Genomic DNA, 24,167 nt, shown 5'->3' with positions numbered 1-24,167 from the left:
TTTCAATTGAAGCAAACTAAAATTTTAATAATTGTTACCGATTTAACATTAGGCGGCGTTCAAAATTATGTTCGTAAAAGTGCAATGCTTTTATATGAAATGGGATATAATGTTTCTATTATAGCAATAAACGAAAGCCATCCTTTTAAAAACATAAATACAATAAGTTTAATAAAATATAAAAGTTTTCAGAAGCCTTTTTTTATTAGAAAATTTGTTAAAGAAAATGCTGTTGATTTAATATTAGATCATAGGTCTAAATCAAATTTTATTAAACAAAAAGTATACGATGCATTACTAAGCAAAACTCCCAAAGCACAATTTATACACAGCGCCAACCTTAAAATGTATTTTTACCAATTAAAATGGTTAAATACTATTGTATATAAAAATACAGATGTTTTTGTAAGTGTTTCAGAGTTTATTGATGGTTTAGTAAAAAAGCAAATTAATAGAAATTCTACTGTTGCCTATTATTTTTTCGATTTTACAAAGCACAACAATACATCAACTAATGGTATAAAAAAAGATATATTGTTTATTGGTAGATTTGATAATGATGCTAAAGATTTACTTTTTTTGCTAGAAGCTTACAAACAGTCAAAATTAAACGAGCAAAATATTCGTTTTAATTTTTTAGGAGCTGGAAAAGATGAGGTATTAATTATTGATTTTGTAAAAGAAAATCATCTAGAACATTGCATTTCTATAAACAAACCTGTTGAAGATACAAGTGCTTTTTATAAATCGGCAAAAGCGGTTGTTTTAGCAAGTAATTTTGAAGGGTTGCCTTTGGTTTTGTTAGAAGCGTTATATTACAACACTCCTGTTATTACAACAATATATAACCCTTCGGTATTTGAAATTGTTAAACATGATGTTAACGGACTAATTGTTGAAAAAAATAGAGCTGCTTTTGCTAATGCTTTACAGACATTTTTTTTAAACGACAACTATTACGAAAAATGGATGCAGCGCAATACCGAAATGCTTCCTAAACATTTTACAAAAGAAAATGCTAAATTAATATGGATTAAAATTATTGAAGATTTACTTAAAAACAGAGTTTCTTAGTCCATTTTTAATCAATGTATTTTGGGCTTTAATTAGTAAATGAATAACGGATGTAGGGGTGTATAAAAGTATTTTTTTTCGCAAAGGAAGATTTTTAAGTTTAATTTGTTTTCGTAAATTTTCTAAATTGAAATAATCGTTATTCAATTTACAATGCATAGCCAAAGCATATCTGTTTAAATCTAAATACTGATTAAGTTTATTGTTTGTTTTTTCTTGTTCAATGAATTTAGAAAAATTTAATCGATCGTTTAAATTGTCCGTTTTTTTTGCCAAACTTTTACTATCGTATTTATGAATAGCTAAAATATTCCATGTAAAAACAATAGGATATACCAATCCAATTCTAATCCATAAATCAGTGTCTTGAGCAATTTTAATGGTTGAATCAAACATTCCTACCTTCTGAAACACCGATTTATGAAAAACGCAACAAGAGGTCCACAAAACACATTCTTGCTGACTTGCATCAAAAAAATCTACAATTAAATCATTGTATTCTTTTAAAATGGAGTATTTGGCATTAAACGTTTTCCATTGTGTTTCAACCTGAAAAGCAGCACTAAATACACTTTCTTTATTATATTTTACAATAAGCTCATAAAAAGTTTGTAAAAAGTTTGGATACCAATAATCATCCGCGTCTAAAAAGCAAACATATTCGGTATTTGCCATTTCAATTCCTTTATTGCGTGCAACAGAAACTCCTTGGTTTTCTTGATGAATAATTTTAATTCTATCATCGTTTAAACGTGTTATTTTATCAACACTGGTATCAGTAGACCCATCATTAACAATAATTATTTCATAACTATTAAATGATTGCGAAAACACACTGTTAAGTGTATTAACAATAAAGTTTTCTTTATTATATAGAGGGATAATGATACTAAAAAAAGGCTTCATCATTTAAGTTTAAATAAATATAATAGACGATATAAATCAAAAGCACGTAAATTAGGTTGAGGTTTAAAAAAAAGCTTTTTTAAAAATGGACCAATGATTTTAAAAGTAATACCAAATATTGAATTTAAAGGAAAAAAATTGAATTTGTTGTAAGTTTTTAGTAACGTGTTGTTATTAGAGAAGTTTTTTATTACAAGCCAATTTTCTTTTCTTAATTGTGCAGATTTTAAAGATTTTTCTAGAAAAACTTGATTTTCTTCAAGTCCACAATGCCAAACGGAATTATCAATATGAATAATTTTTTTGTTATGAATATTTAATAAGTAACTAAAATAATTATCCATACCATACGCATTTGTATTAGGGATATTTAGTAATAAAAAATCACTTTTTAAAATTAAAAAATTTGCCGATAATATATATTTAAAAGGTTTTTTATTACGCTCAAAACTACTTATAGCTTCTCTTTTTTTTCCAAAATGAAATCTTAAACTTGTAGCTCTAGAATATGAATTATCATGATAAGAACATCCACCAAAAACAACGCTATTAGGTTTATTGCAATACAATAAGTATTTGTTTATAAAATCTGGTGAAATAAGTCTTACATCGGCATCTAAAAAAAGTAAATGCGTAAAAGCAGCTTTTTCGGCTAATAAATTACGTACAGCACTGCGTCCGATATTATACTTTAAACAAATGTGTTTACAATTTTTTAATGTAATAATTTGATTGTTTTCCTTGGTATATAATGTTGAACCATCTTCAATTACTATAATTTCAAATTGAAGTTCATCAATCAAAGTACATTGCTTGTGTAATTCTTCAACCAAAGAAAAAATGTTATAATTATAGGTTGGAATAAGGACAGAAAGCATTAAGATTGTTTTTCACAAATGTAAAGAAATAATGACAAAAATCATTACTTTTGGAAAAAGCCTTATTCATTATGGATAGAAAAATAATTGCTAATTATATTTTCGATAAAATTCAAGAAAATAAAGAAAACATAAAACAACAATACAACAATTCTAAAAATAAAATAGGTTATTTTTTTATTGATAATTTACTGCCTGAAGAATTAGCTTTAAAAATATTTGATGTTTTTCCAAAATCAGAAGAAATGGTTTTGAAAAAAAGCTTAAAAGAGGATAAATACGTTGCAGTGCAAATGAATAAGTACAATCCTATTTTAGAAGAAGTTATTTATGCTTTTCAAGATGAAAGAATTGTAAAGTTAATATGTGAACTATGTGAAATAAGAGAAGCTGTTCCTGATGATAATCTTTATGCTGGAGGACTTTCTATGATGGGAGAACATCAGTTTTTAAATCCACATTTAGATAATTCACATGATAAAGACCGAAAATTATGGCGTGTATTAAATTTATTGTATTATGTAACACCTAATTGGAAAGAAGAATACGGCGGAAATTTAGAGCTTTGGCCAAATGGAATGGACAAGTCTCAAATAACTATTAATAGTAAGTTTAATCGTTTAGCTGTAATGGCAACACATAGCAACTCATTACATTCTGTTTCGCCAGTTGTTTATAATGGGTTTAGATGTTGTGTGTCTAACTATTATTTTTCAAAAGAACCACTTTTAGAAACAGATAATTTTCACATAACATCTTTTAGAGCAAGACCAAATAATAAATTCTTAGATTTAGTTTTGCGTACTGATGCACTATTACGAATGGGTATTAGAAAAGTTTTTAAAAAAGGAATTATAGAAAATCCTCATGTATATAAAAAAAATAAGGATTCTTAATTAAGAACCCTTATTTTTATATTGTTTTTTGAACTACTTCAAAAACTTTTCCTTCATCACATTTTAAAGTTTTAGCCGGATATTTTAATAGTAAAGCATAATCATGTGTAGCCATAACAATAGTACGTCCATTTTGATTGATTGCTTGTAAAACTTCCATTACTTCAACACTTGTTTGCGGATCTAAATTTCCGGTAGGCTCATCTGCTAATATTAAAACGGGATCATTTAATAAAGCTCTAGCTATAGCTACGCGTTGTTGCTCACCACCAGAAATTTGATGTGGCATTTTTTGAATATGTTGCAACATACCAACACGCTCTAAAACATCATTAATACGGTTACTCATTTCAGTCTCATTTTCCCAACCAGTAGCTTTTAAGACAAAATGTAAGTTGTCAAAAATATTACGATCTGGTAATAATTTAAAGTCTTGAAAAACAATACCTATTTTTCTTCTTAAATAAGGAATGTCACTTTCTTTTAACGATCTTAAATTATAATCTACAATTGAGCCTTCTCCATCTTTTAAATCTAAATCGGCATACAACGTTTTCATTAAACTACTTTTTCCCGAGCCTGTTTTACCAATTAAATAAAGAAATTCGCCTTTTTCCACATCAATGGTAACATTACTTAAAATAGCATTGTTTTCTTGGTATATGGTAGCATTTTGTAGCTTTAAGATAGATGTTGACATGATTGTTTTTTTTGTAAAAATATCAAAAGTTATTGTTTAATAAAAGTGAGAGAGTAAAAAAAGGAACAATAAGTTTTATCATAGCGTTTATTGCGCCAACTTATTTAATTCTGCTGTATTAATAATTTTTATCTTTTTTCCTTTTAGTTCAATATAGCCCAATTTTTTAAGTTCGGCTAATAAACGAATGCCACTTTCTGTAGCTGTACCAACCATACTGGCAATTTCGTCTCTTGTTAATTGTAGGTTTAAATAGCCTTCATTATCAACACCAGATAATTTATCAATGTTTAATAATGTTAAAGCTAAACGCTCTTTTACTGTTTTGTGAGTGTGATTTGCAGCAAAATCATTGGCATCTTTTAGCCTATTGCACATATCTTTGGTAACTTCTAAAGAAAATTTATTGTTGGTATTAATAAAGCCAAGAATTTCGCTTTTAGGAATAAAACAAACAGTCATGTCTTCAACAGCAACTGCAGTTAGTGATGCTTTATCTTCCGTTAAAATAGATGTTTGCCCTAACAAATCACCTTTGGTAATTAATTTTAAAATGGTGTCTTTACCATTTGAATTCATTTTAACCAACTTGCAAGTGCCTTCTTTAATACAGTATACACCATTCATTAAATCGCCTTCATTAAAAATAACATCGCCCTTTTTAATATTGTAATTATCCTTACAGTGAGATAAATGAATTAATTCTTCTTTAGATAAAGCCTTTAAAGAACTTAATTCTCTTACAATGCATTGCTCACACTTGCTCATATCCAACATATTTTATGCAAATATACTACTAATATGATAAATATCATTTTTTTAAAATATTGAAGTTGAGAATTTTGTACAAGGTATAAAGTAAGTAAGTTATGTTAAATTGTTATCATTGTGGAAATGATGCAGTTGAAAGTGAAGTTATTGTTTTTGATAACAAGAATTTCTGCTGTAAGGGTTGCCAAACCGTTTACGATTTGTTTTCAACCAGTGGATTATCTACGTATTATGATTTTGAAAAAAATCCGGGAGCTACACCTAAAAATGTATCAGCTAAATACAATTATTTAAATAATGTTGATATTGTTGATAAGTTGCTAGATTTTAAAGAAGACACCACTCAGATTGTGCGTTTGTATATTCCACATATTCATTGTAGTTCTTGTATTTGGATTTTAGAGAATTTAAATACGTTAAACAAGGGCATTACGCACTCGCAAGTGGTATTTTCGCAAAAAAAGGTGAGTATCACTTTTAATAGCAATGCTATTTCTTTAAAAGATTTAGTGCTTCTTTTGGCTTCTATTGGCTATGAACCTTACATAAGTTTAGAACAGTACAATGCAAAACCAAAATTAATTGATCGAAGTTTATTGTATAAAATAGGAGTCGCTTTTTTTGGCTTTGGTAATATCATGTTGCTGTCTTTTCCTGAATATTTTAATGTGGATGATTTATGGATGCGAGAATATCAGGGCTTTTTTAGATACTTCAATATCCTTTTAGCTTTGCCTGTATTTTTATATTCGGCTACTCCTTATTATATATCGGCTTATCACAGCATCAAAACAAAGGCGTATAATATTGATATTCCTATGGCATTGGGTATTATTGTAATGTTTGTACGTAGTTTGGTTGATATCTTTTTTCAAGACGGAGCCGGTTTTTTAGATAGCATGTGCGGTTTGGTGTTTTTTATGTTATCAGGTAAATTAATTCAGCAAACCACGTATAACTTTTTATCGTTTGAAAGAGATTATAAATCATATTTCCCAATTGCAGTAACCAAGCTGGATAAAAATATAGAAACACCTATTCAAGTTTATGAAATAGAAAAAGGAAATCAATTATTAATTAGAAACGAAGAATTGATTCCTGTTGATGCTGTCTTACTTTCGGATACTGCTTTTATTGATTACAGTTTTGTTACGGGTGAAGCCGTACCTGTTGAAAAAAAATCGGGTGATAAAATTTTTGCAGGTGGTAAGCAAGTAGGCAATGCTGTGGTTGTAGAGGCAGTAAATACAGTTTCGCAAAGTTATTTAACGCAATTATGGAGTAATGATGTTTTTCAGAAAAAAGTATCTCAAAAAATAAAAACCATTACCGATAAAGCGAGTCATATTTTTACACCCGTGTTACTATCAATTGCTATTATAGGCTTTATAGTATGGAGTTTTACTAGTTTTAACGATGGTTTTAATGTGCTGACTGCCGTTTTAATTGTGGCATGCCCTTGTGCCTTGGCATTAACTGCGCCGTATACTTGGGGAAATGTGATTCGATTAATGGGCAAGCAAAAACTGTATCTTAAAAACACTGCGGTTATAGAACAGTTGTCTAAAGTAGATACTATTGTTTTTGATAAAACGGGTACTTTAACATCAACCGCTAATCAGCAAATTAAATACATAGGTACGCCTTTTACAAAAGAAGAACTTATTGCTTTAAAAAACTGTGTTAGAGGTTCTAACCATCCTTTAAGTCGTCGTTTGTATCTTTTATTACCTCATGCATCTATAGAGAAACCTCAAGAGTTCAATGAAGTTGCAGGTAAAGGTATCAAAGCCGTTTTTAATAATCTTTCTATTAAAATAGGATCGGCGCATTGGGTAGGGGTAAAGGATGATGCTCATATAAATGAAACCAAAGTATTCATAAGTATTAACGATAAAGTGAAAGGTTTTTATGTTTTTGAAAACGAATACCGACCTGGCATTGAAAAATTGTTTGAAACTTTAAAACAAAAAAAATACAATTTGTATGTATTATCGGGCGATAATGATGGCGAGCAACACATGTTACAACGATTATTACCCACAACAACCCAATTGGTTTTTAATCAAAAACCTGATGATAAATTAGAGTTTATTAAACAACTGCAAACGCAAGGTGCAAATGTTTTAATGATAGGCGATGGTTTAAATGATGCCGGTGCTTTGGCGCAAAGCAATGTGGGGATTTCTATTTCAGAAAACGTAAATGTATTTACACCTGCTAGTGATGCTATTTTGGATGCTAGCGTTTTTACAAAGCTTCCTTATTTTTTAAAATTTGCTAAAAACGCCATGAAAACTATTAAAATGAGTTACTGCTTGGCAATTTCGTACAACATTATAGGTTTAAGCTTTGCGTTAACCAACAATTTATCACCATTGGTTGCTGCTATTATAATGCCTGTTAGTACAGCAACTATTATAACATTTGTTAGTGTAATGAGTACTTATTTTGCTACAAAACGTTGATACAGGTATTTAAGCTTGTTGTTTATAAGGTATTTGTTAAAATATAAAAACTATTGGTGGGTTTAAATGTATTGTGCAGATTATCTGTGTATTAGTTGTTTTTAAAATGCTAAAAAAAACTTAAAAAATATTTAGTAATGTGATAATTATCATGTTTTAGAAGTAGCAACCAAAGTAATTTTACACAAAGATTTAAGGTATGGGCGTAATTTATATTTTAATATGCATAAGCGTATTTGTGGCGGCTGTTTTTTTGTATCTCTTCATAAAATCAGTCAAAAGTGGTCAGTTCGATGATCAGTATACTCCTTCGGTTCGTATGCTGTTCGATGATGAATTAAAAGAAAAAAAGAAAAATAAATCACAAAAACAATCAAATTAATTTTTATGGAAGTACAACAATTTTACTACGACAACAAAATTGTTAAGAAGTTTCTCTATGCATCCATACTGTTCGGAGTAGTAGGTATGCTGGTGGGGTTGCTTTTAGCAGTTATGTTTATCTTTCCAAATATTACCGATAATATACCTTGGCTAAGCTTTGGTAGGTTAAGACCTTTACATACCAATGCTGTTATTTTTGCCTTTGTTGGTAATGCTATTTTTGGTGGAGTTTACTATTCGTTACAACGTTTGCTAAAAACCCGTATGTATAGTGATGTTTTAAGTAATATTAACTTTTGGGGCTGGCAGCTTATTATTGTGGCAGCAGCCATTACGTTACCGTTAGGTTTTACATCGTCTAAAGAATATGCCGAACTTGAATGGCCTATTGATATTGCTATTGCAGTGGTTTGGGTGGTTTTTGGTATTAACATGATTATGACCATTATTAAACGTCGTGAACGCCATTTGTATGTTGCTATTTGGTTTTACTTGGCAACGTTTGTAACGGTGGCGGTTTTACACATCTTTAATAATATTGAGTTGCCTATTACCATGTGGAAATCATATTCAGTTTACGCAGGTGTTCAAGATGCTTTAGTGCAATGGTGGTATGGGCACAATGCGGTGGCATTCTTCTTAACTACACCGTTTTTAGGGTTGATGTATTATTACCTACCTAAAATTGCAAACCGTCCGGTGTATTCTTACCGATTATCTATTATACACTTTTGGTCGTTAATATTTTTGTACATCTGGGCAGGACCTCATCATTTATTGTACACCGCTTTACCAGAATGGGCACAAAACTTAGGTGTTGTTTTTTCGGTAATGTTAATTGCACCTTCTTGGGGAGGAATGATCAACGGGTTGTTAACGTTACGTGGTGCTTGGGATAAAGTTCGTACAGAACCTGTTTTAAAATTCTTTGTTGTAGCAATCACAGGTTATGGTATGGCTACGTTTGAAGGTCCTTTGTTATCATTTAAAAACGTTAACGCTATTGCACATTACACTGATTGGATTGTTGCTCACGTACATGTTGGTGCCTTAGCTTGGAATGGTTTTATGACATTTGCTGTGGTGTACTGGTTGTTACCTAAAATTGCTAAAACAGAATTATACTCTAAAAAGTTAGCCAACTTCCATTTCTGGATAGGTACTTTAGGAATCATTTTATACACCATTCCGTTATACGTTGCAGGTTTCAGTCAACACATGATGTGGAAAGAATTTAACCCAGACGGTACTTTAAAATACGGTAACTTCTTAGAAACAGTTACGGCTATTATGCCTATGTATGCTATGCGCGCTATCGGTGGTTCTTTATACGTAATTGGAGTTTTAGTATTGGTTTACAATATTTACAAAACCATGAAAGCAGGTGCTAAGGTAGAAGATGAGTTAGCAGAAGCACCAGAATTAGCACGTATTGCACCAAATAGAGTAAAAGGTGAGCGTTTTCATGCTTGGTTAGAAAGAAAACCTATTCAATTAACCCTTTTAGCAACTGTAGCTATTTTAATTGGTGGTGTTGTGCAAATTGTACCAACTTTAGTGGTTGATTCTAACATACAAACCATTTCTAGTGTAAAACCTTATACACCGTTAGAGCTTGAAGGTCGTGATATTTACATTCGTGAAGGTTGTGTAAACTGTCACTCACAAATGATTCGTCCATTTAGATCTGAAGTAGAACGTTACGGCGAGTATTCAAAATCAGGAGAATATGTATATGATCATCCTTTCTTATGGGGATCAAAAAGAACCGGACCCGATTTACATCGTTTAGGTGCTAAATATTCTGATAACTGGCATTTTAATCACATGTATGATCCGCAAAGTACCTCGCCAGGTTCTATTATGCCAGGATATAAGTGGTTGTTTGATAACAAAGAAATGGATTATTCTGAGGTAGAAAACAAAATGCGTGTGATGCAAAAGTTAGGAGTTCCTTATACCGATGCTGAAATTGCAAATGCTAAAAAAGCTGTGAAAGAGCAAGCACAAAAAATTGAGGAAAATTTAAGAAACGATCCTGATTTTGTAAAATCATACGAGGCTAGCAAAAAAGCAGCTATGGCAAAAGGAGAAAAATTTGTTCCAATGAGCGATCGTGAAATAACAGCCTTAATAGGTTATTTACAACGTTTAGGAACCGATATTAAAGTTAAAGAAGAAAATAAATAGTTATGTTAAAGTTTATTAAACACAATATGGACACCATTATTGGGATAGAAATATACCCAATAATTGCCCTACTAATCTTCTTTGGTTTCTTTGTAGGCTTAATTATATGGGTATTTACATACAAAAAAGAAGCCTTGGAAAAAATTAGCATGATGCCTTTAAATAACGAAGAAGAAAATACTAACCTAAAAGACAACTAAATATGAAAAGATTATTTCCTGTATATGTACGTGTTCCGTTGGTTTTCTTTATTTGTTACGGTATTATAGAATATTTAATAGATTCTGGCGATAAACCTTCTTATGTAGCATATCCTTCTGTTTTATTGCTTTTAGGTATGATTTTATTGGTGCTAATTGCCATAGAAATTGTTGCAAGTGTATCAAACAGTTTTATTGATAAATTAAGTACGCCTGAAGAACTAGCAGAAAAGGAACGAATTGAAAATCTTGCTATTACCGATTTACCGGGTTATAAAAAGCTGATGCAAAAATTAACCAAAACGCGTAAGATGGAAGAAGAGCATGAAATTGAACTAGATCATGATTACGATGGTATTAAAGAGTTAGATAACGATTTACCGCCTTGGTGGGTGTATTTATTCTACGCTACCATTATTTTCGGAGTCATTTATTTAGGTAAGTATCATTTATTTGGTGGTCAAAACCAAATTCAAGAACTAGAACATGCTTTAACTATTGCTCAAAAAGAGGTAGAAGAATACAAAAAAACAGCACCCGATTTATTAACTGCAGATCAAGTTGTTTTATTGACAGATGCGGGCGAGTTAGCCGCTGGTAAAGCTGTTTTTGACGCAAACTGTGTGGCATGTCACCGTGCTGATGGAGGAGGAGGTATTGGACCTAACTTAACAGATGATAGTTGGATTTTAGGTGGCGATGTAAAAGAAATCTTCAATACCATTATGGAAGGTGGTCGTGATGGAAAAGGAATGGTTGCTTGGAAAGCACAAATAAAACCAAGTGATATTCAAAAAGTAGCCAGTTATATTTTATCGCTTCAAGGTAGCAATCCAGCCGACGGCAAAGCGCCAGAAGGAGATTTAAAAACACCAGCAGCAGGAGGTGAAGTTGCACCTGCTGAGGTAAAAAAAGATAGTTTAGCAACAAGTGCCCAACCAGCACCATAATATTCCAAATTCATTTGGAGGGTTTTAGTTTTATTTTTCTTCCGCAGCCCTCGTAACAAAGGGCTGTGGTTTTTGTAAAGAGTTTAAAAATAGGGTATGCGTAATGTAGCTGATGAAAGTTTTAGAGATAGTATAGGAACTATTGATAATGAAGGTAAAAGAGTATGGATTTATCCTAAAAAACCAAAAGGTTGGTTTTATGATAAACGTAAAATAGTAAGTTATTTATTAATTATAATGCTATTGGTAGCTCCGTTTATTAAAATAAATGGCAATCAATTGTTTTTGTTTAATGTATTAGAACGTAAGTTTTCGTTTTTTGGAGTAACCTTTTGGCCGCAAGATTTTTATATTGTGGTAATTGGGTTAATAATTTGTGTGGTGTTTGTGGCTTTATTCACCGTTGTTTTCGGACGTATTTTTTGTGGATGGATTTGCCCTCAAACTATTTTTATGGAAATGGTTTTTCGCCGCATTGAATATTGGATTGAAGGCGATCGTGGAGCTCAAATTCGCTTAAACAAACAAGAATGGAATGCAGAGAAAATTCGTAAAAAAGCAATAAAAGGCATTTTGTTCTTTTTAATATCGTTTGTAATTGCCAATGTGTTTTTAGCGTACATCATAGGTAGTGATCAGGTATTGTTAATGATAAAACACGGTCCGTTTCAGCATGTATCTACCTTTATATCGCTAATTATTTTTACAGGCGTTTTCTATTTTGTTTTTGCATGGTTTAGAGAACAAGTTTGTTTAATTGCTTGTCCGTACGGTAGGTTGCAAGGCGTTTTGTTAGATGAAAAATCAATTGTAGTAGCTTATGATTACAAACGTGGTGAAGCAGAAAAAGGCAGAGCTAAATTCAAGAAAAATGAAGACAGAACTGAAAAAGGATTAGGCGATTGTATTGATTGTTCTCAATGTGTACATGTATGCCCAACCGGAATTGATATTCGCAACGGTACGCAACTAGAATGTGTAAACTGTACCGCTTGTATTGATGCTTGTGATCACATGATGGAATCAGTAAATCTTCCAAAAGGATTAATTAGATACGCTTCTGAAAATGAAATCTCTAAAAAAGAGAAATTTAAATTCACAGCACGTATGAAAGGATATTCGGCAGTGCTTCTCATATTAGTCGGTATTTTAACAGGATTGATGTTTTTAAGGAGCGATGTTGAAGCTAAAGTACTACGATTACCAGGACAGTTGTTTGAACACAAAGGCGAAAACATTAGCAATGTGTACACTTATAAAATTGCCAATAAAACGGCTCGGGATTTTAGCAATGTTACCTTTAAAATCATCCATCCAAAAGGAAAAATCACCTTGGTTGGCAAACAAGTACTTAATATTGAAAAAGAAGCCATGATACAAGGTACTTTGTTTATTGAAATTCCGCAGGTTTTGTTAGAAGGTGATAAAACCGAAGTTCAGTTAGAATTGTACAGTAATGGCGAATTAATAGATCAAACTAAAACAAATTTCTTGGGGCCAAGAAGTTTTAATTAAAAAGAAAAAACTTAAAACGTAAACAAATGAAATTTAATTGGGGAACAGGTATTGTAATTGGTATTATTTGCTTTGTGGCATTTATACTGCAGTACGTTTTACGCGTACAATTTGATTCAAAATATGATAATGAATTGGTTACCGAAAATTATTATCAAAAAGAAGTTGAAATTGATGCCAATCGATTAAAAATAGAAAATGCTTTAGCTTTGGGAAATAGCCTTAGAATGGAACCAACAAAAGAGGGTTTAAAGATTTATTTTCCAGAAGATATCGATTCAAAACAAGTAAAAGGAACAATATCCCTATACAGACCATCCAACCAAGCACTTGATCAAACAATTCAACTTGAATTGTCATCAAATTACTTGCTTATACCTAAATCCCGCTTGGTTGATGGTCGTTGGGATGTTACTTTAAGTTACGCCTATAATGGCAAAGAATATTTAAAACAACAAACACTTATTTTATAACATGATTATTCCTTTGCTATTAGGTTTATTAAGTAGTCTGCACTGCGTAGCCATGTGCGGACCCATAGCATTGGCGTTACCTGTACACCATTTAAACACCACCAAAAAAACCTTGTATATTTTACTATATCATTTAGGTAGAATAGGCATGTACTTTTTGCTAGGCTGTTTATTTGGTGCCTTAGGTAAAGGATTGTTTCTTGCAGGGTTTCAACAAAACGTATCTATTGTTTTAGGGATTTTGCTTATTTTGAGTGTGTTGCTTTTTAGAGAAAAACATTTAGAAAAATACATAATTAACAATAATTCTAAATGGTATCTGAAACTTAAAAATAGTTTTGGAGCGCAACTTAAGAAAAGAACCGCTTCATCGTTCATTGTTTTAGGTGCTTTAAATGGATTATTGCCATGCGCTATGATTTATATGGCATTGTTTGGTGCCACTGCTACACAAGGTGCTTTATATGGTGGTTGGTTTATGTTTTGCTATGGTTTAGGCACCATACCTTTATTAACTGCTGTGGTATGGGTTAGCCAATGGGTAAACCACTATTTTAAAAATAAATTTAAAAAATTGGTTCCTGTGTTTTTATGTTTTACTGGTATTTTATTAATTGTTAGAGGTTTAGGGTTGGATATTCCTTATATATCGCCTAATACATTACAGCTCTTTATTACAGGAAATCCGCAGTGTTTTTAAATTATTTTATACTTTTAAAACCTACAATTCTTCATTTGAATGTATTTAAGAGTTGTTAATTTTTAGGTTTTTAGCTAAATTTATTTTAATTTTCGTTTTAATTGAGATAAATGATGCTAATATGAAAAACTACTTTTCTTTTTCAGTAATTTTATTATTCTTTAGTAGTATTATTAATGCTCAAAATTTTGGTTTTGAAAATTGGTCATCAACAAATACTTTTGTTCCAATAACAGGTGTTTCAAATTGTTATCCTTATTTAATTAATAATAGTGAAAGCTTGCAAAATAATGGTGGAGTTATAGGTAGTAATACTATTTTGCCAGATTGGTCAGCTTTGTCATTTAGTATTATGCGCACAACAGATGCACATACAGGTTCTTATGCTGCAATAGTTCATATGTGGTATAATGGAGCTAAAGGTATTTTGGCTTTTGGTAACAGTTCTAATGTACAACAACAAATACCAAAAGTACAATTAAGTAGTAAGTTGCATGGTGTTTCTGGATATTATAAATACCGTAGAGATAATTTAAGCACTAATGATACTGTTAATAAAGGAGTTTATTTACATATTAATACATACAAAAACGATGTTAATGGACATTTAATAACTTTAACTCAAGATACTTTAAAATACAAACCTACAACTAATTACACCTATTTTTCATTACCTATAACTTACTTAGATGCTAATGTAATACCAGACTCAGTAAGTGTTTGGTTTGAATCTAGAAACAATAATTCAGGAACTATTGTATGTGAGTTATCACATTTTTTAAGTTTAGATGATATTGAGTTTCATTATACACCTTTAAGTATCCCAAAAAATACAATGCAATCATTATTTAAAGTATTTCCTAATCCAACAAGTTCAATAATTCACTTAACTTATGAAAAGAATATTCAAATTGAAACCTTACAATTAATTGATGTTACGGGTAAAGTGGTTAAGAATTTTAATACTTTTAACCAAGAATTAGATGTAAGTGATTTAGAAAAAGGATATTACATTTTACTCATTAAAACAAAAGAAGGGCTTTTTAATGAAAAAATACTCATTAATTAGAAATCAAATCTAATTTAAGGTTCGATTTCTAATTTCATTGCAAAGCAAATTTCATCGTTTCGTTGTACATAAATAAACAAATCATGGTTTTGTTCTGAAATGTAGATAGATACTTTTTCGTTAAATAAAACTTCTTTTAAATAATTTAGTTCAACTGCTTTTATACTTTTGTTTTCTAAAATAGCAATTGAAATGCTGTCTAAACACCATTCTATATATTTTACATTGTTCACATGGTTTAGCACATCTAAATCAGAATAAACTACAGTATAATCTCTTGTAAAAGTACTGGCTTGGGTCAGATCAATTTTTGAAAAAGGTTTTTTTGTCGGTTTTTTATCAGGATATTTTGTTAAATGATTGTGTGGTAATGCAATAGATTCTGGTCTGCGTTTTTCTGTGTTTAAAACCACCCATAAACTGTTTGCACCAATGATTTTTTCGTTATTCATCAATACTTCAAAATCTCGAACAGAGCGCAAACCTTTTAAACTTTCAATCCAAGTGCAAATCTCAATATTCTCATGCCATTGAGGTAAGTTTTCTATTTCAATACGCATACTGCTTAAAACCCACGCTTGCTTATTTTGTTGCATATCAAAATAACTCATACCACCTAAAGCCGAATGTTTACCAGCAACAGCTTGTAATAAATTACACAAATCGGTTATGCGTAGTTTATTGGTTGTATTGCATTGATCTATGGTAATTTCGCAAGATCCTGAATATATAGATGAAAACTTATTGGGTAAATTCATTAATATATTTTATAATGTTTTGGGTTGGTTCTTGATAAGAAAACCATTTTGTTTGCTCGTTTCGTTTAAACCAAGTAAGTTGTCTTTTAGCAAATCTGCGTGTATTCTTTTTAATTTCTTCTATTGCTTCATCTAAAGTAAGCGCTTCATCTAAATAATCAAATGACTCTCTGTAACCAACTGTTTGTAAAGCGTTTAGTTTTTGATGTTTTTTTAAATCGGCAACTTCTTTTAGCAAGCCTTTTTGCATCATAATATCCACTCGTAAATTAATACGATGGTACATTTCTTCTCTAGGTGCTTCTAAACCAATAACAATTGGAGTAAAGTTACGCTTGTTTTTTTCTTGATTTAAAAAAGAAGAATAAGGTGCATTTGCAGCTAATGAAACCCCTACAAAACGTTTCATACGTTGTTGATTGACCAATGTTTGAGGATTGGTTTCAGCTAAAAAATGATAGTAAGTAGGATCTAAATTCTTTAATTGATTTTGTAAATATGCAATGCCTTTGGTTGCATATCCATTTTCAACTTGTTCTTTTATTTCGGTTGAAACATCAGGAAAATCATCAAATCCTTTTAAAATAGCATCCACATACAATCCTGATCCTCCTACAACAATTTGAATATTGTTTTTAAAAAATAACGAATCTAACAAAGGAATCACTTCTTTTTCGTAATCGCCTACATTATAATCATCAAAAATGGATTTGTTTTGTATAAAATGATGCGGAGCTGCACTTAATTCTTCAGGCGTAGGCACAGCAGTACCAATTTCCATTTCTTTATAAAATTGGCGACTATCGCATGACACAATATCGCAGTTAAAATGCTGCGCTAATTGTATAGCCAAAGCCGTTTTGCCTATGGCTGTTGGGCCAACAATAATAAGTAAATAATTATTCATCTATTTCAACTTCACCAACTACAAATTTTTCGCCACAATTATAACAAAAGTTAGCGTATTCATTGTAAATGAATGTTTTACAATTAGGACAGTGGTTTTTTACATTCGTTTTCTTTCTGTTTTTAGCAAATTCTGCCGTTACAATTCCTGTAGGTACCGCAATAATACCGTACCCCATAATCATAATAAACGATGCAATTGCTTTACCAACAGGGGTAATAGGGGCAATATCGCCATAACCAACGGTTGTCATAGTTACAATACACCAATAAATACTATTGGGTATGTTGGTAAAACCATTGTGACGCCCTTCAACCATAAACATAATGGTTCCTAAAATAACCGACATTACAAGTATAAAATACACAAAAACAATGATTTTATTCATGCTGGCTTTTAAAGAATCTTTGATATGTGAGGATTGATTTAAAAAAGGAATTAAATCTAATATGGCAAATAAACGCAATAATCTAAGTGAACGAATAACACCTAAAACCTCTGATCCTGGTATAAAAAAACTTAAATACATAGGTAAAAGCGATAATAAATCAACAAAACCATAAAAACTAAAAATATAGTTCAGTGGTTTTTTGTTACTTATAATGCGTAAAATGTATTCAATTGAGAAAAATATGGTAATAATCCATTCACTAATTACAAAAAAATCATGATAGTGTTGATCGTACCTTACAACACTTGCCATCATAATTAAAAGTACACTTAATAGAATAACACCTAAAAGTAGTAAATCAAAGGTTTTACCAGCAAATGTATTAGAGCCATAAATAATAATGTAAATTTTCTGGCGTAATATTTCGTACTTGGTTTTAATTTGCTTCATTTTAAAATGAAATTATCTTGTAATCTTTTTTTGTGTAAAGATAGTACTTAATTGTATTAAGAACATCTTTAGTATGAACAAGTGGAATTAAGATTTTACTTAAAACTTCAGCATTTAGTATTTGATAATTTAAATCGAAGAAACAATAGCCTTTAAAAAGACCATTTTCTATAACAATTGCGCTTTTTTCTGATGTATTTCTACCTTTTAAAACAATGATGATATGTTGCCATTGTGCTTGCTCTTTTTCTAACAAACTTGTAAATAAATCGTTATGTAAAAGGGTAGGGTATTTGGTTTCATTACCTGATAAAAGATTGTTTTGAACTTCTTCTATAATTTCATTTTGATTAAAGAAATCATTTATAAAACTCAATGCATTCTTTTGATTTTTAAATGATTGCAACGCATTTTTTCTTCCGTCACTTTTGTGAATTTTTAAAGTATAAAATCCTAAAGCATTTTTTTCTTGATAAACTCCCCACAAAAAAGGCGATTTTCTTTGGTTGGTGTTTAATACAGGTTTATTATGCAATAATTCTTCACGTTCTTTTAAAAGTGCAATTAATTCGTTGCCTGTTTCTTCAAAAGTAATGGTGTATACTTCTTTTTGAATACGTTTTGCAATTTTGGTATCGGCAGTAAAAATCTGACTTATTTTTTTACGAATGTTGTTGCTTTTACCAATATAAATGATGTTTCCTTTGGTATCATGTACATAAAAAATACCAATTGTGGTTGGCAAACTTTCTAAAATATCAAATAGTTTTGGTGAAATGCCTTTGTGAATTTCGTTTTTTATTTGCTCTTTTACAATTTGTTTGTCTAAATCTTTATCTAACAATAACTTAAAAAGTTTTAACGTTGCCATAGCATCACCACTAGCTCTGTGTCTGTCAGCAATAGGAATTCCTAAAGAACGCACCAATTTACCTAAGCTATACGCCTTTGCATCGGGTAACAATACTTTTGATAATTCTACAGTACATAATGTTGATTTTTGAAATTGATAGCCCAAACGATCAAATTCTAGCTTTAAAACACGATAATCAAAAGCAGCATTATGTGCCACAATAACGCAACCTTGTGTAATTTCTATAATACGCTTGGCAACTTCATAAAATTTAGGCGCCTGACGTAACATGGCATTATTAATACCAGTAAGCTTTACCACAAAAGGCTGAATTGGTATTTCAGGGTTTACTAAACTAATAAACTGATCTACAATTTCAACACCGTCAAACTTGTAAATAGCAATTTCGGTAATACCTTCTTTGTTAAATTGCCCACCTGTGGTTTCTATGTCTAATACTGCGTACACGTTGTTTTTAGTTTGCTGTTTAAAAAAATACAGCTTGTTTATTTAAGTGCTAAAGTACAAAAAATGTTAATGTGATAAGAATAGCATTTTTAAAAAGAGAATTACTTTTATTGATTGATTTTAAACCAAATGAATTGCTCATAACTGTATTGAAATTTATACTTAATGAAATTAGAATACCTCAAAGAAATAAAAAACTCCAATTAGTTTAACTAATTGGAGTTTTTTAATCTTATAAAGGATATTGTCTTATTTTAAAAGTTCAGCAACTTTAGCTTCAAGTTCAGCACCTCTTAAATCTTTAGCTACAATGGTTCCGTTTGCGTCTAAAATAAATGTTGCTGGAATTGATTCTACTGCATAATCTTTAGCAATTGGATCTTCCCAAAATTTTAAGTTAGAAACTTGTAACCAAGCTAATTTATCATCTGCAATGGCTTTAACCCATTTTTCTTTTTCTTTATCTAAAGAAACACCAATGATTTTTAAACCTTGATCTTTGTATTTATTGTATAAAGCTACTACGTTAGGATTTTCCTGACGGCATGGTCCACACCATGAAGCCCAAAAGTCGATAATAGTTACTTTACCTAAATTTTTAAGTAATGATTCTTGTTTTCCTTCAGGAGTTGCAGCTGTAAAATCTGGAGCTTTTTGTCCTACTGCTACTTTTTGTTGTTTTGCTTCGCTTTCTTTAAGAGATTCTTCCATCTTTTTTAAGCTTTCAGCAAATTCTTTTCCTTTTTTACTATCTTTTACAGAAGCATCGAAATCATTGTAGTATTTTTTAATTTCTTCTGGTTTTAATGCGTCAGACATTGATAATTGCATTAACAATAATAAAGAAACAAAAGAATCTTTGTTAGTGCCAATGAATTTTTTGTTTTGATCAATATACTTTTCTTGCATTTTAGTAATTTGATCCATTAATGTTTTCATGGTTGCTTGATCTCCTTTTTGTTGAGCTTCCATGAATTTTGCTTGATTTTGTTGTTGGAAATCCATGATTTCCTTGTTGATTTTGTTTGCTTCTTCGTTATAAGAAGTCATTAAATCATTATTTTTTGTACCATTAACTTTTGCGTTTTCTGGTTTTGCTTTGTCAAATGTAAATTTAATATCTCCTTTTTCTAAGATAAAAGGAAAAGCAAATTCTTGAGTTTTACCTAATTCAATGAAATAAATATCAGTATCAGGTGTTTTTTCGTTCTTAAATTCAAAAGTACCACCTTTAATCTCAGTAGAATCAATTTTTGTAAATCCGTTTTCGTCCTGTTTGTTAATGTATACTTTTGTTCCGTCTTCAAAGCCTTTTACATCACCAGCAATTTTGTATCCATCTTTATTACAAGAAACTAAAACGGCAGCTGTAAAAGCAAGTGCAAAAATTTTTTTCATTTAAATAAGTTAATTTAATTGTGTGTAAATGTATAAAATTTAATGTTAATAAAAATAAAATTAAACAATTGAATTTAAAAATAGTAAAACCCACGCTAACAGTAGTAATAAACCACCAATTGGTGTAATTGGACCTAATATTTTTAGCTTTTTATTAAGAGCTGATGAAATACATAAACCATAAATACTAAAACTAAAAAGCAAAATACCAAAAGTTAAAACATAATAAATACTATTTGTGTAGTTGGTAATGTGATGTAAATTAAAGCCTAATATAACCAAAAGCAAAGCATGATACATTTGATATTTTACGCCTGTTTCAAAATTTTTTAATTGTTCATCATTGAAGATTTTTTTTAAAGCATGTGCACCAAATGCACCTAAAATAATTCCTAAAGCACCAAAAACAGCGCCTGTTGTAATAAAATGATTCATTAGTTTAGTGTTAATTCTCCTAAAATTTCTTCAGACATAAAAGGTCCGCCAGGATATTTGGCTGTATAATCTAAATTAAGCCAAACTTGCCCACGCTCATCAATATGATAATGAATTGTTTTTCCTTTAGATTCCTTTTCAAAAAGTACTTCTTTAATTAAATAAATAATATTTTCTAAATCTGCTTTAGTACCAATAAGCATTTCCGGATATATATGTTCTTTTGTATGTATTAAACGTGGTGTGCCACCAATAGCGCGTATTGAAGCTGCCATTAAAATTGCATGGTCATCACAATCGCCAGAAAAATGTTCTAATGATTCTGATGCTGTTGCAATGTATTCTCTGTTTTTAGGATCGTTTACATAATTCCATTTGCTTTGAATTTCCTTAAAAATAGCAAAACATTGTATTATTTGTCGGTATTCCTTATGACCTTTAATGTTTCTAAAATGCTTTGTTGTTGCAGATAAAGCAAAATTACGCACCTTAGGATTATCAAATTCTATTGATTTGATGATTTTTGATTTATTAGGAAACGGAAGTAGTTTTGATACAATGATATCTTGAGGATTTGGGTTATCGCTCATAGCGAAAATCATGGAACGATAATCTTCGTAAACTGATTTAAAGCCATATCCCGCAAAAATAGTTCCGAAAAACAAAACCAATACATATAATATAATGACAAACAGTAAAAAACGTTTTATGTACAGTAAGATATAGGTAACAAAGGCGGTTATTGCAACAAAAAGTAAAATACGATCTAAATGAAAAGGCCACTCAGGATCGATTAAATTTTGATGCATTATGATAAAAACGGGTACTAATATTAAGATGGTTAAAAGCAAAATAAGGATGATATCCCAAGGTTTTGGGATTGAAATTTTGTTTAAAAAACGTAATATCTGTATTTTGCTAATGTCCATTTTAGGTTATTGCGCTATAACTTGATGAAAACTTAAAGGCTCAGAAATAATGTTGTATTTAATTAAATCGGTATTTATTTGATTGAATTCTACTTCAGTAACTTGTTTTTGCGACCATTTGGTTATTTGTAACCATTGTTGAATATCTTCTAGTTTTTGATCAAAGGTACTAGCTAACGTTTTATCAATGCTTGGTATCAATTTAAATTCAACTGTTGTTTGATTAATAATTTTTAACAAGTGCTTTACCAACGCTTTGTTTTCTTCATAAAAAGCTGTTCTGGCAACAACCATAAAACAAGGCCAAGGTGTAGGGCAAACATCTATTCTACGAAAAATACCTTTATCAACAATAGGTTGCGTCATGAATCTATCCCACATAAAATAATCGGCTGTGTTGTTACTTAAAGCTTCAACAGCGCCATCTAAAGTATGCGCAACTTCAAATTTTATAGAGTTTGCATCCCAATTTTGATTAGCAGCATTTACGTAAGCCATTAATTCTGAACCAGAACCATATCTAGAAATAGCCACTTTTTTGTTATGTAAATCGGCAACTGTATTAAAGTTACTTTGTGCGTTTACATGAATTCCCCATTGTAATGGCGATTTTACATACGTTTGTAAAATAACAGATGGGTTGCCATTTGCAATATCCTTTAAAATACCTTCTGTTAAAATGACAGCTAAATCGGTTTCCTTATTGCGCAACATTTCACACATTTTACCTGTTCCTTGTGGTATATCTGTCCATTGTAAATCAATTCCAGCATTGTGAAACAAACCTTCGTTAATGGTTAATTGCCACGGATAATTAAAATGCTCAGGTACGCCAATAATTCTAACTGTTTTCATTTAAAATTTTTAAAGTAAATTTACGTAAAAGTATTATTTTAATTTTGTTTTTAGAAGTTTAATTAGCGCTTGGTATTTAGAAAATTCAACCAAATCATCGTCATTAAAACTAGTGTCAATTAAAGTGTCTAATAAACTACTAGCTTCGTTAATTTTCTCTTTTGCTAATAAAGGTTGCTTGTTGCCAATGGCGTTAATTGCTTCTTGGGTAAGCTTATGTAAATTTGTTATGTTCAAAATGGTAAATTTTATGAAGCAAAAATAAGCTATCTGTATACTTTATGTATCTTTGATTTACAAAAATATCGTTAAAAATGGCAAAAAAAATTTCGAGCTTAGAAGATTTAGGTGGATTTGTTTTTTCAACCAATAAAGATTTTGAATTTGATCAAAATAACAATGATGAAATAACTTTAGATCCCAAAGATCAGTTTTTAGAAGCACATTTAGATAAAAAAAATCGTGGTGGTAAAGTTGCAACCGTAATTAAAGGTTTTCAAGGAAGTACCGATGATTTAAAAGCGTTAGGAAAAGAGCTTAAGACCTTATGTGGTGTTGGCGGAAGTGCTAAAGAGGGCGAAATAATTATCCAAGGAAATTTTAGAGATAAAATAATGGATTTTTTAAAAAACAAAGGATACAAAGTTAAACGAGTAGGAGGTTGATATGAAAGACATGAAACAATCTGAATTAATTTTAAATGCTGATGGTAGTGTTTATCATTTAAATTTAAAACCCGAAAATATTGCTAACGATATTATTTTTGTTGGCGATCAAGATAGGGTTGAAGAAATAACCAAATATTTTGATACTATTGAATTTACAACCCAAAAACGTGAATTTAAAACACAAACAGGTACTTACAAAGGCAAACGCTTAACGGTTATATCAACAGGGATTGGACCTGATAATATTGACATTGTTCTTAATGAGTTAGATGCCTTGGTAAATATAGATTTAGCAACACGGACGATTAAAAATAAACTGATATCGTTAAATATCATTCGTGTAGGTACTTCAGGATCATTACAAGCAGATATTCCTGTTGATTCTTTTCTAATGTCTACGCACGCTATTGGTACCGATAATATGTTGCAAAGTTATGTAATAGATTATGTTACAGCCTCTGATATTGAAGATGCTTTTATAGAGCATACCCAATGGCATCCTTTAAAAGGCAGACCCTACGCAGTTGCTGCAAGTGATGTTTTGCTTAATACTTTTAAGAATGATGCTGTTTTTGAGGGAATTACCATTACTACCGGAAGTTTTTATGGTGGTCAAGGAAGGGTTTTGAGATTACCTGTGCAAGATGCTGATATGAATGGTAAGTTAGAAACTTTTGAATTTAAAACACACAGAGCAACCAATTTAGAAATGGAAACGGCGGCAATTTATGGTTTATCAAAACTATTAAATCATCATGCGGTTTCTTTAAGTGCCATTGTTGCAAACAGAAAATTAGGAACTTTTAGTAAAGATTCGCATCAAACAATTGATAAATTAATTCAATTTGTACTGAGTAAAATTACCAATTAAGTTTTTTTAC

26 protein-coding genes are annotated in these 24,167 nt (G+C 30.6%); 13 read left to right on the top strand and 13 right to left on the bottom strand.

Translation table 11 applies throughout. The features are described 5' to 3' along the window. The first annotated feature begins 6 nt into the window (after positions 1-6). Positions 7-1,074 carry a glycosyltransferase gene (locus tag H1R17_RS13620; RefSeq protein WP_163430764.1) on the top strand — a complete coding sequence of 356 codons (1,068 nt, stop codon included), beginning with the start codon at positions 7-9 and terminating at the stop codon, positions 1,072-1,074. Here the strand turns inward: H1R17_RS13620 and H1R17_RS13615 are convergent. Continuing rightward, positions 1,051-1,983, bottom strand: a complete 933-nt coding sequence (locus tag H1R17_RS13615; protein WP_240453309.1) for a glycosyltransferase family 2 protein — start codon at positions 1,981-1,983, stop codon at positions 1,051-1,053. The genes H1R17_RS13620 and H1R17_RS13615 overlap by 24 nt on opposite strands. Further along, on the bottom strand, positions 1,980-2,858 hold the full coding sequence (locus H1R17_RS13610; protein WP_163430766.1) for a glycosyltransferase family 2 protein: 879 nt from the start codon (positions 2,856-2,858) through the stop codon (positions 1,980-1,982). The genes H1R17_RS13615 and H1R17_RS13610 overlap by 4 nt, the downstream gene beginning before the upstream one ends. A 71-nt stretch (positions 2,859-2,929) precedes the next feature. Between H1R17_RS13610 and H1R17_RS13605 the strand changes: the two genes are divergently transcribed. Continuing rightward, positions 2,930-3,754 (top strand): 2OG-Fe(II) oxygenase, encoded by an 825-nt coding sequence (locus H1R17_RS13605; RefSeq protein WP_163430768.1) that lies wholly within the window; start codon positions 2,930-2,932, stop codon positions 3,752-3,754. Positions 3,755-3,770: 16 nt separating this feature from the next. On the opposite strand, the gene H1R17_RS13600 is transcribed toward H1R17_RS13605, so the two are convergent. Together H1R17_RS13600 and H1R17_RS13595 are read right to left on the bottom strand one after the other, a co-directional pair. Continuing rightward, positions 3,771-4,454 carry a cell division ATP-binding protein FtsE gene (locus tag H1R17_RS13600; RefSeq protein ID WP_163430769.1) on the bottom strand — a complete coding sequence of 228 codons (684 nt, stop codon included), beginning with the start codon at positions 4,452-4,454 and terminating at the stop codon, positions 3,771-3,773. Between the two features lie 87 nt (positions 4,455-4,541). Then, a complete protein-coding gene (locus H1R17_RS13595) occupies positions 4,542-5,222 on the bottom strand; it encodes a Crp/Fnr family transcriptional regulator (RefSeq protein WP_163430770.1) in 681 nt (226 codons plus the stop codon). A gap of 101 nt (positions 5,223-5,323) precedes the next feature. On the opposite strand from H1R17_RS13595, the gene H1R17_RS13590 reads away from it, so the two are divergent. The 9 genes from H1R17_RS13590 (at position 5,324) to H1R17_RS13550 (ending at position 15,174) form a co-directional block, all read left to right on the top strand. Further along, a complete protein-coding gene (locus H1R17_RS13590) occupies positions 5,324-7,693 on the top strand; it encodes a heavy metal translocating P-type ATPase metal-binding domain-containing protein (protein ID WP_163430771.1) in 2,370 nt (789 codons plus the stop codon). A gap of 199 nt (positions 7,694-7,892) precedes the next feature. Beyond that, a complete protein-coding gene (gene ccoS, locus H1R17_RS13585; RefSeq protein WP_163430772.1) occupies positions 7,893-8,075 on the top strand; it encodes a cbb3-type cytochrome oxidase assembly protein CcoS in 183 nt (60 codons plus the stop codon). Positions 8,076-8,080: 5 nt separating this feature from the next. After that, on the top strand, positions 8,081-10,267 hold the full coding sequence (gene ccoN, locus H1R17_RS13580) for a cytochrome-c oxidase, cbb3-type subunit I (RefSeq protein WP_163430773.1): 2,187 nt from the start codon (positions 8,081-8,083) through the stop codon (positions 10,265-10,267). Positions 10,268-10,269: 2 nt separating this feature from the next. Continuing rightward, positions 10,270-10,467 (top strand): CcoQ/FixQ family Cbb3-type cytochrome c oxidase assembly chaperone, encoded by a 198-nt coding sequence (locus H1R17_RS13575; protein ID WP_163430774.1) that lies wholly within the window; start codon positions 10,270-10,272, stop codon positions 10,465-10,467. Between the two features lie 2 nt (positions 10,468-10,469). After that, entirely contained in the window at positions 10,470-11,417 is a 948-nt protein-coding gene (locus tag H1R17_RS13570) for a cbb3-type cytochrome c oxidase N-terminal domain-containing protein (protein WP_163430775.1), read from the top strand. Positions 11,418-11,513: 96 nt separating this feature from the next. Continuing rightward, the gene (gene ccoG, locus H1R17_RS13565; protein WP_163430776.1) at positions 11,514-12,932 is read left to right on the top strand and encodes a cytochrome c oxidase accessory protein CcoG; all 1,419 of its coding nucleotides are present in this window, start codon (positions 11,514-11,516) and stop codon (positions 12,930-12,932) included. A gap of 26 nt (positions 12,933-12,958) precedes the next feature. Beyond that, the gene (locus H1R17_RS13560) at positions 12,959-13,405 is read left to right on the top strand and encodes a FixH family protein (protein WP_163430777.1); all 447 of its coding nucleotides are present in this window, start codon (positions 12,959-12,961) and stop codon (positions 13,403-13,405) included. A gap of 1 nt (position 13,406) precedes the next feature. Beyond that, positions 13,407-14,105: a sulfite exporter TauE/SafE family protein gene (locus H1R17_RS13555; protein ID WP_163430778.1), complete on the top strand. Its 699-nt coding sequence runs from the start codon at positions 13,407-13,409 to the stop codon at positions 14,103-14,105. 121 nt (positions 14,106-14,226) lie between these two features. Next, positions 14,227-15,174, top strand: coding sequence for a T9SS type A sorting domain-containing protein (locus tag H1R17_RS13550; RefSeq protein WP_163430779.1), 948 nt, complete (start codon positions 14,227-14,229; stop codon positions 15,172-15,174). A gap of 14 nt (positions 15,175-15,188) precedes the next feature. Here H1R17_RS13550 and H1R17_RS13545 read toward each other — a convergent pair whose 3' ends face one another. From H1R17_RS13545 to H1R17_RS13505, 9 genes are all read right to left on the bottom strand, one after another. Further along, positions 15,189-15,932 (bottom strand): acyl-[acyl-carrier-protein] thioesterase, encoded by a 744-nt coding sequence (locus H1R17_RS13545; protein ID WP_163430780.1) that lies wholly within the window; start codon positions 15,930-15,932, stop codon positions 15,189-15,191. Next, positions 15,916-16,839, bottom strand: coding sequence for a tRNA (adenosine(37)-N6)-dimethylallyltransferase MiaA (gene miaA / locus H1R17_RS13540; protein WP_163430781.1), 924 nt, complete (start codon positions 16,837-16,839; stop codon positions 15,916-15,918). Before miaA ends, H1R17_RS13545 begins: the two co-directional genes overlap by 17 nt. Beyond that, positions 16,832-17,680, bottom strand: a complete 849-nt coding sequence (locus H1R17_RS13535) for an ion transporter (RefSeq protein WP_163430782.1) — start codon at positions 17,678-17,680, stop codon at positions 16,832-16,834. Before H1R17_RS13535 ends, miaA begins: the two co-directional genes overlap by 8 nt. A 1-nt stretch (position 17,681) precedes the next feature. Next, positions 17,682-19,034: an exonuclease domain-containing protein gene (locus H1R17_RS13530; protein ID WP_220458652.1), complete on the bottom strand. Its 1,353-nt coding sequence runs from the start codon at positions 19,032-19,034 to the stop codon at positions 17,682-17,684. Positions 19,035-19,250: 216 nt separating this feature from the next. Further along, on the bottom strand, positions 19,251-20,399 hold the full coding sequence (locus H1R17_RS13525; protein WP_163430784.1) for a TlpA disulfide reductase family protein: 1,149 nt from the start codon (positions 20,397-20,399) through the stop codon (positions 19,251-19,253). A 60-nt stretch (positions 20,400-20,459) separates the two neighbouring features. Continuing rightward, the gene (locus tag H1R17_RS13520; RefSeq protein ID WP_163430785.1) at positions 20,460-20,834 is read right to left on the bottom strand and encodes a DUF423 domain-containing protein; all 375 of its coding nucleotides are present in this window, start codon (positions 20,832-20,834) and stop codon (positions 20,460-20,462) included. Beyond that, a complete protein-coding gene (locus H1R17_RS13515) occupies positions 20,834-21,763 on the bottom strand; it encodes a transglutaminase domain-containing protein (RefSeq protein ID WP_181729233.1) in 930 nt (309 codons plus the stop codon). Before H1R17_RS13515 ends, H1R17_RS13520 begins: the two co-directional genes overlap by 1 nt. A gap of 6 nt (positions 21,764-21,769) precedes the next feature. Continuing rightward, the gene (locus H1R17_RS13510; RefSeq protein ID WP_181729232.1) at positions 21,770-22,618 is read right to left on the bottom strand and encodes a substrate-binding domain-containing protein; all 849 of its coding nucleotides are present in this window, start codon (positions 22,616-22,618) and stop codon (positions 21,770-21,772) included. Positions 22,619-22,651: 33 nt separating this feature from the next. Beyond that, complete coding sequence (locus H1R17_RS13505; RefSeq protein WP_163430786.1) at positions 22,652-22,855, bottom strand: hypothetical protein; 204 nt, start codon at positions 22,853-22,855, stop codon at positions 22,652-22,654. Between the two features lie 77 nt (positions 22,856-22,932). Between H1R17_RS13505 and H1R17_RS13500 the strand changes: the two genes are divergently transcribed. Beyond that, a complete protein-coding gene (locus tag H1R17_RS13500; protein WP_163430787.1) occupies positions 22,933-23,283 on the top strand; it encodes a translation initiation factor in 351 nt (116 codons plus the stop codon). A gap of 10 nt (positions 23,284-23,293) precedes the next feature. After that, positions 23,294-24,157 (top strand): nucleoside phosphorylase, encoded by an 864-nt coding sequence (locus H1R17_RS13495; RefSeq protein WP_370520211.1) that lies wholly within the window; start codon positions 23,294-23,296, stop codon positions 24,155-24,157. The last annotated feature ends 10 nt before the right edge of the window (positions 24,158-24,167 follow it).

It is taken from the genome of Flavobacterium sp. xlx-214, assembly GCF_013874595.1.
Classification (GTDB): domain Bacteria; phylum Bacteroidota; class Bacteroidia; order Flavobacteriales; family Flavobacteriaceae; genus Flavobacterium.
This window is presented reverse-complemented; position numbering and strand designations above follow the sequence as displayed.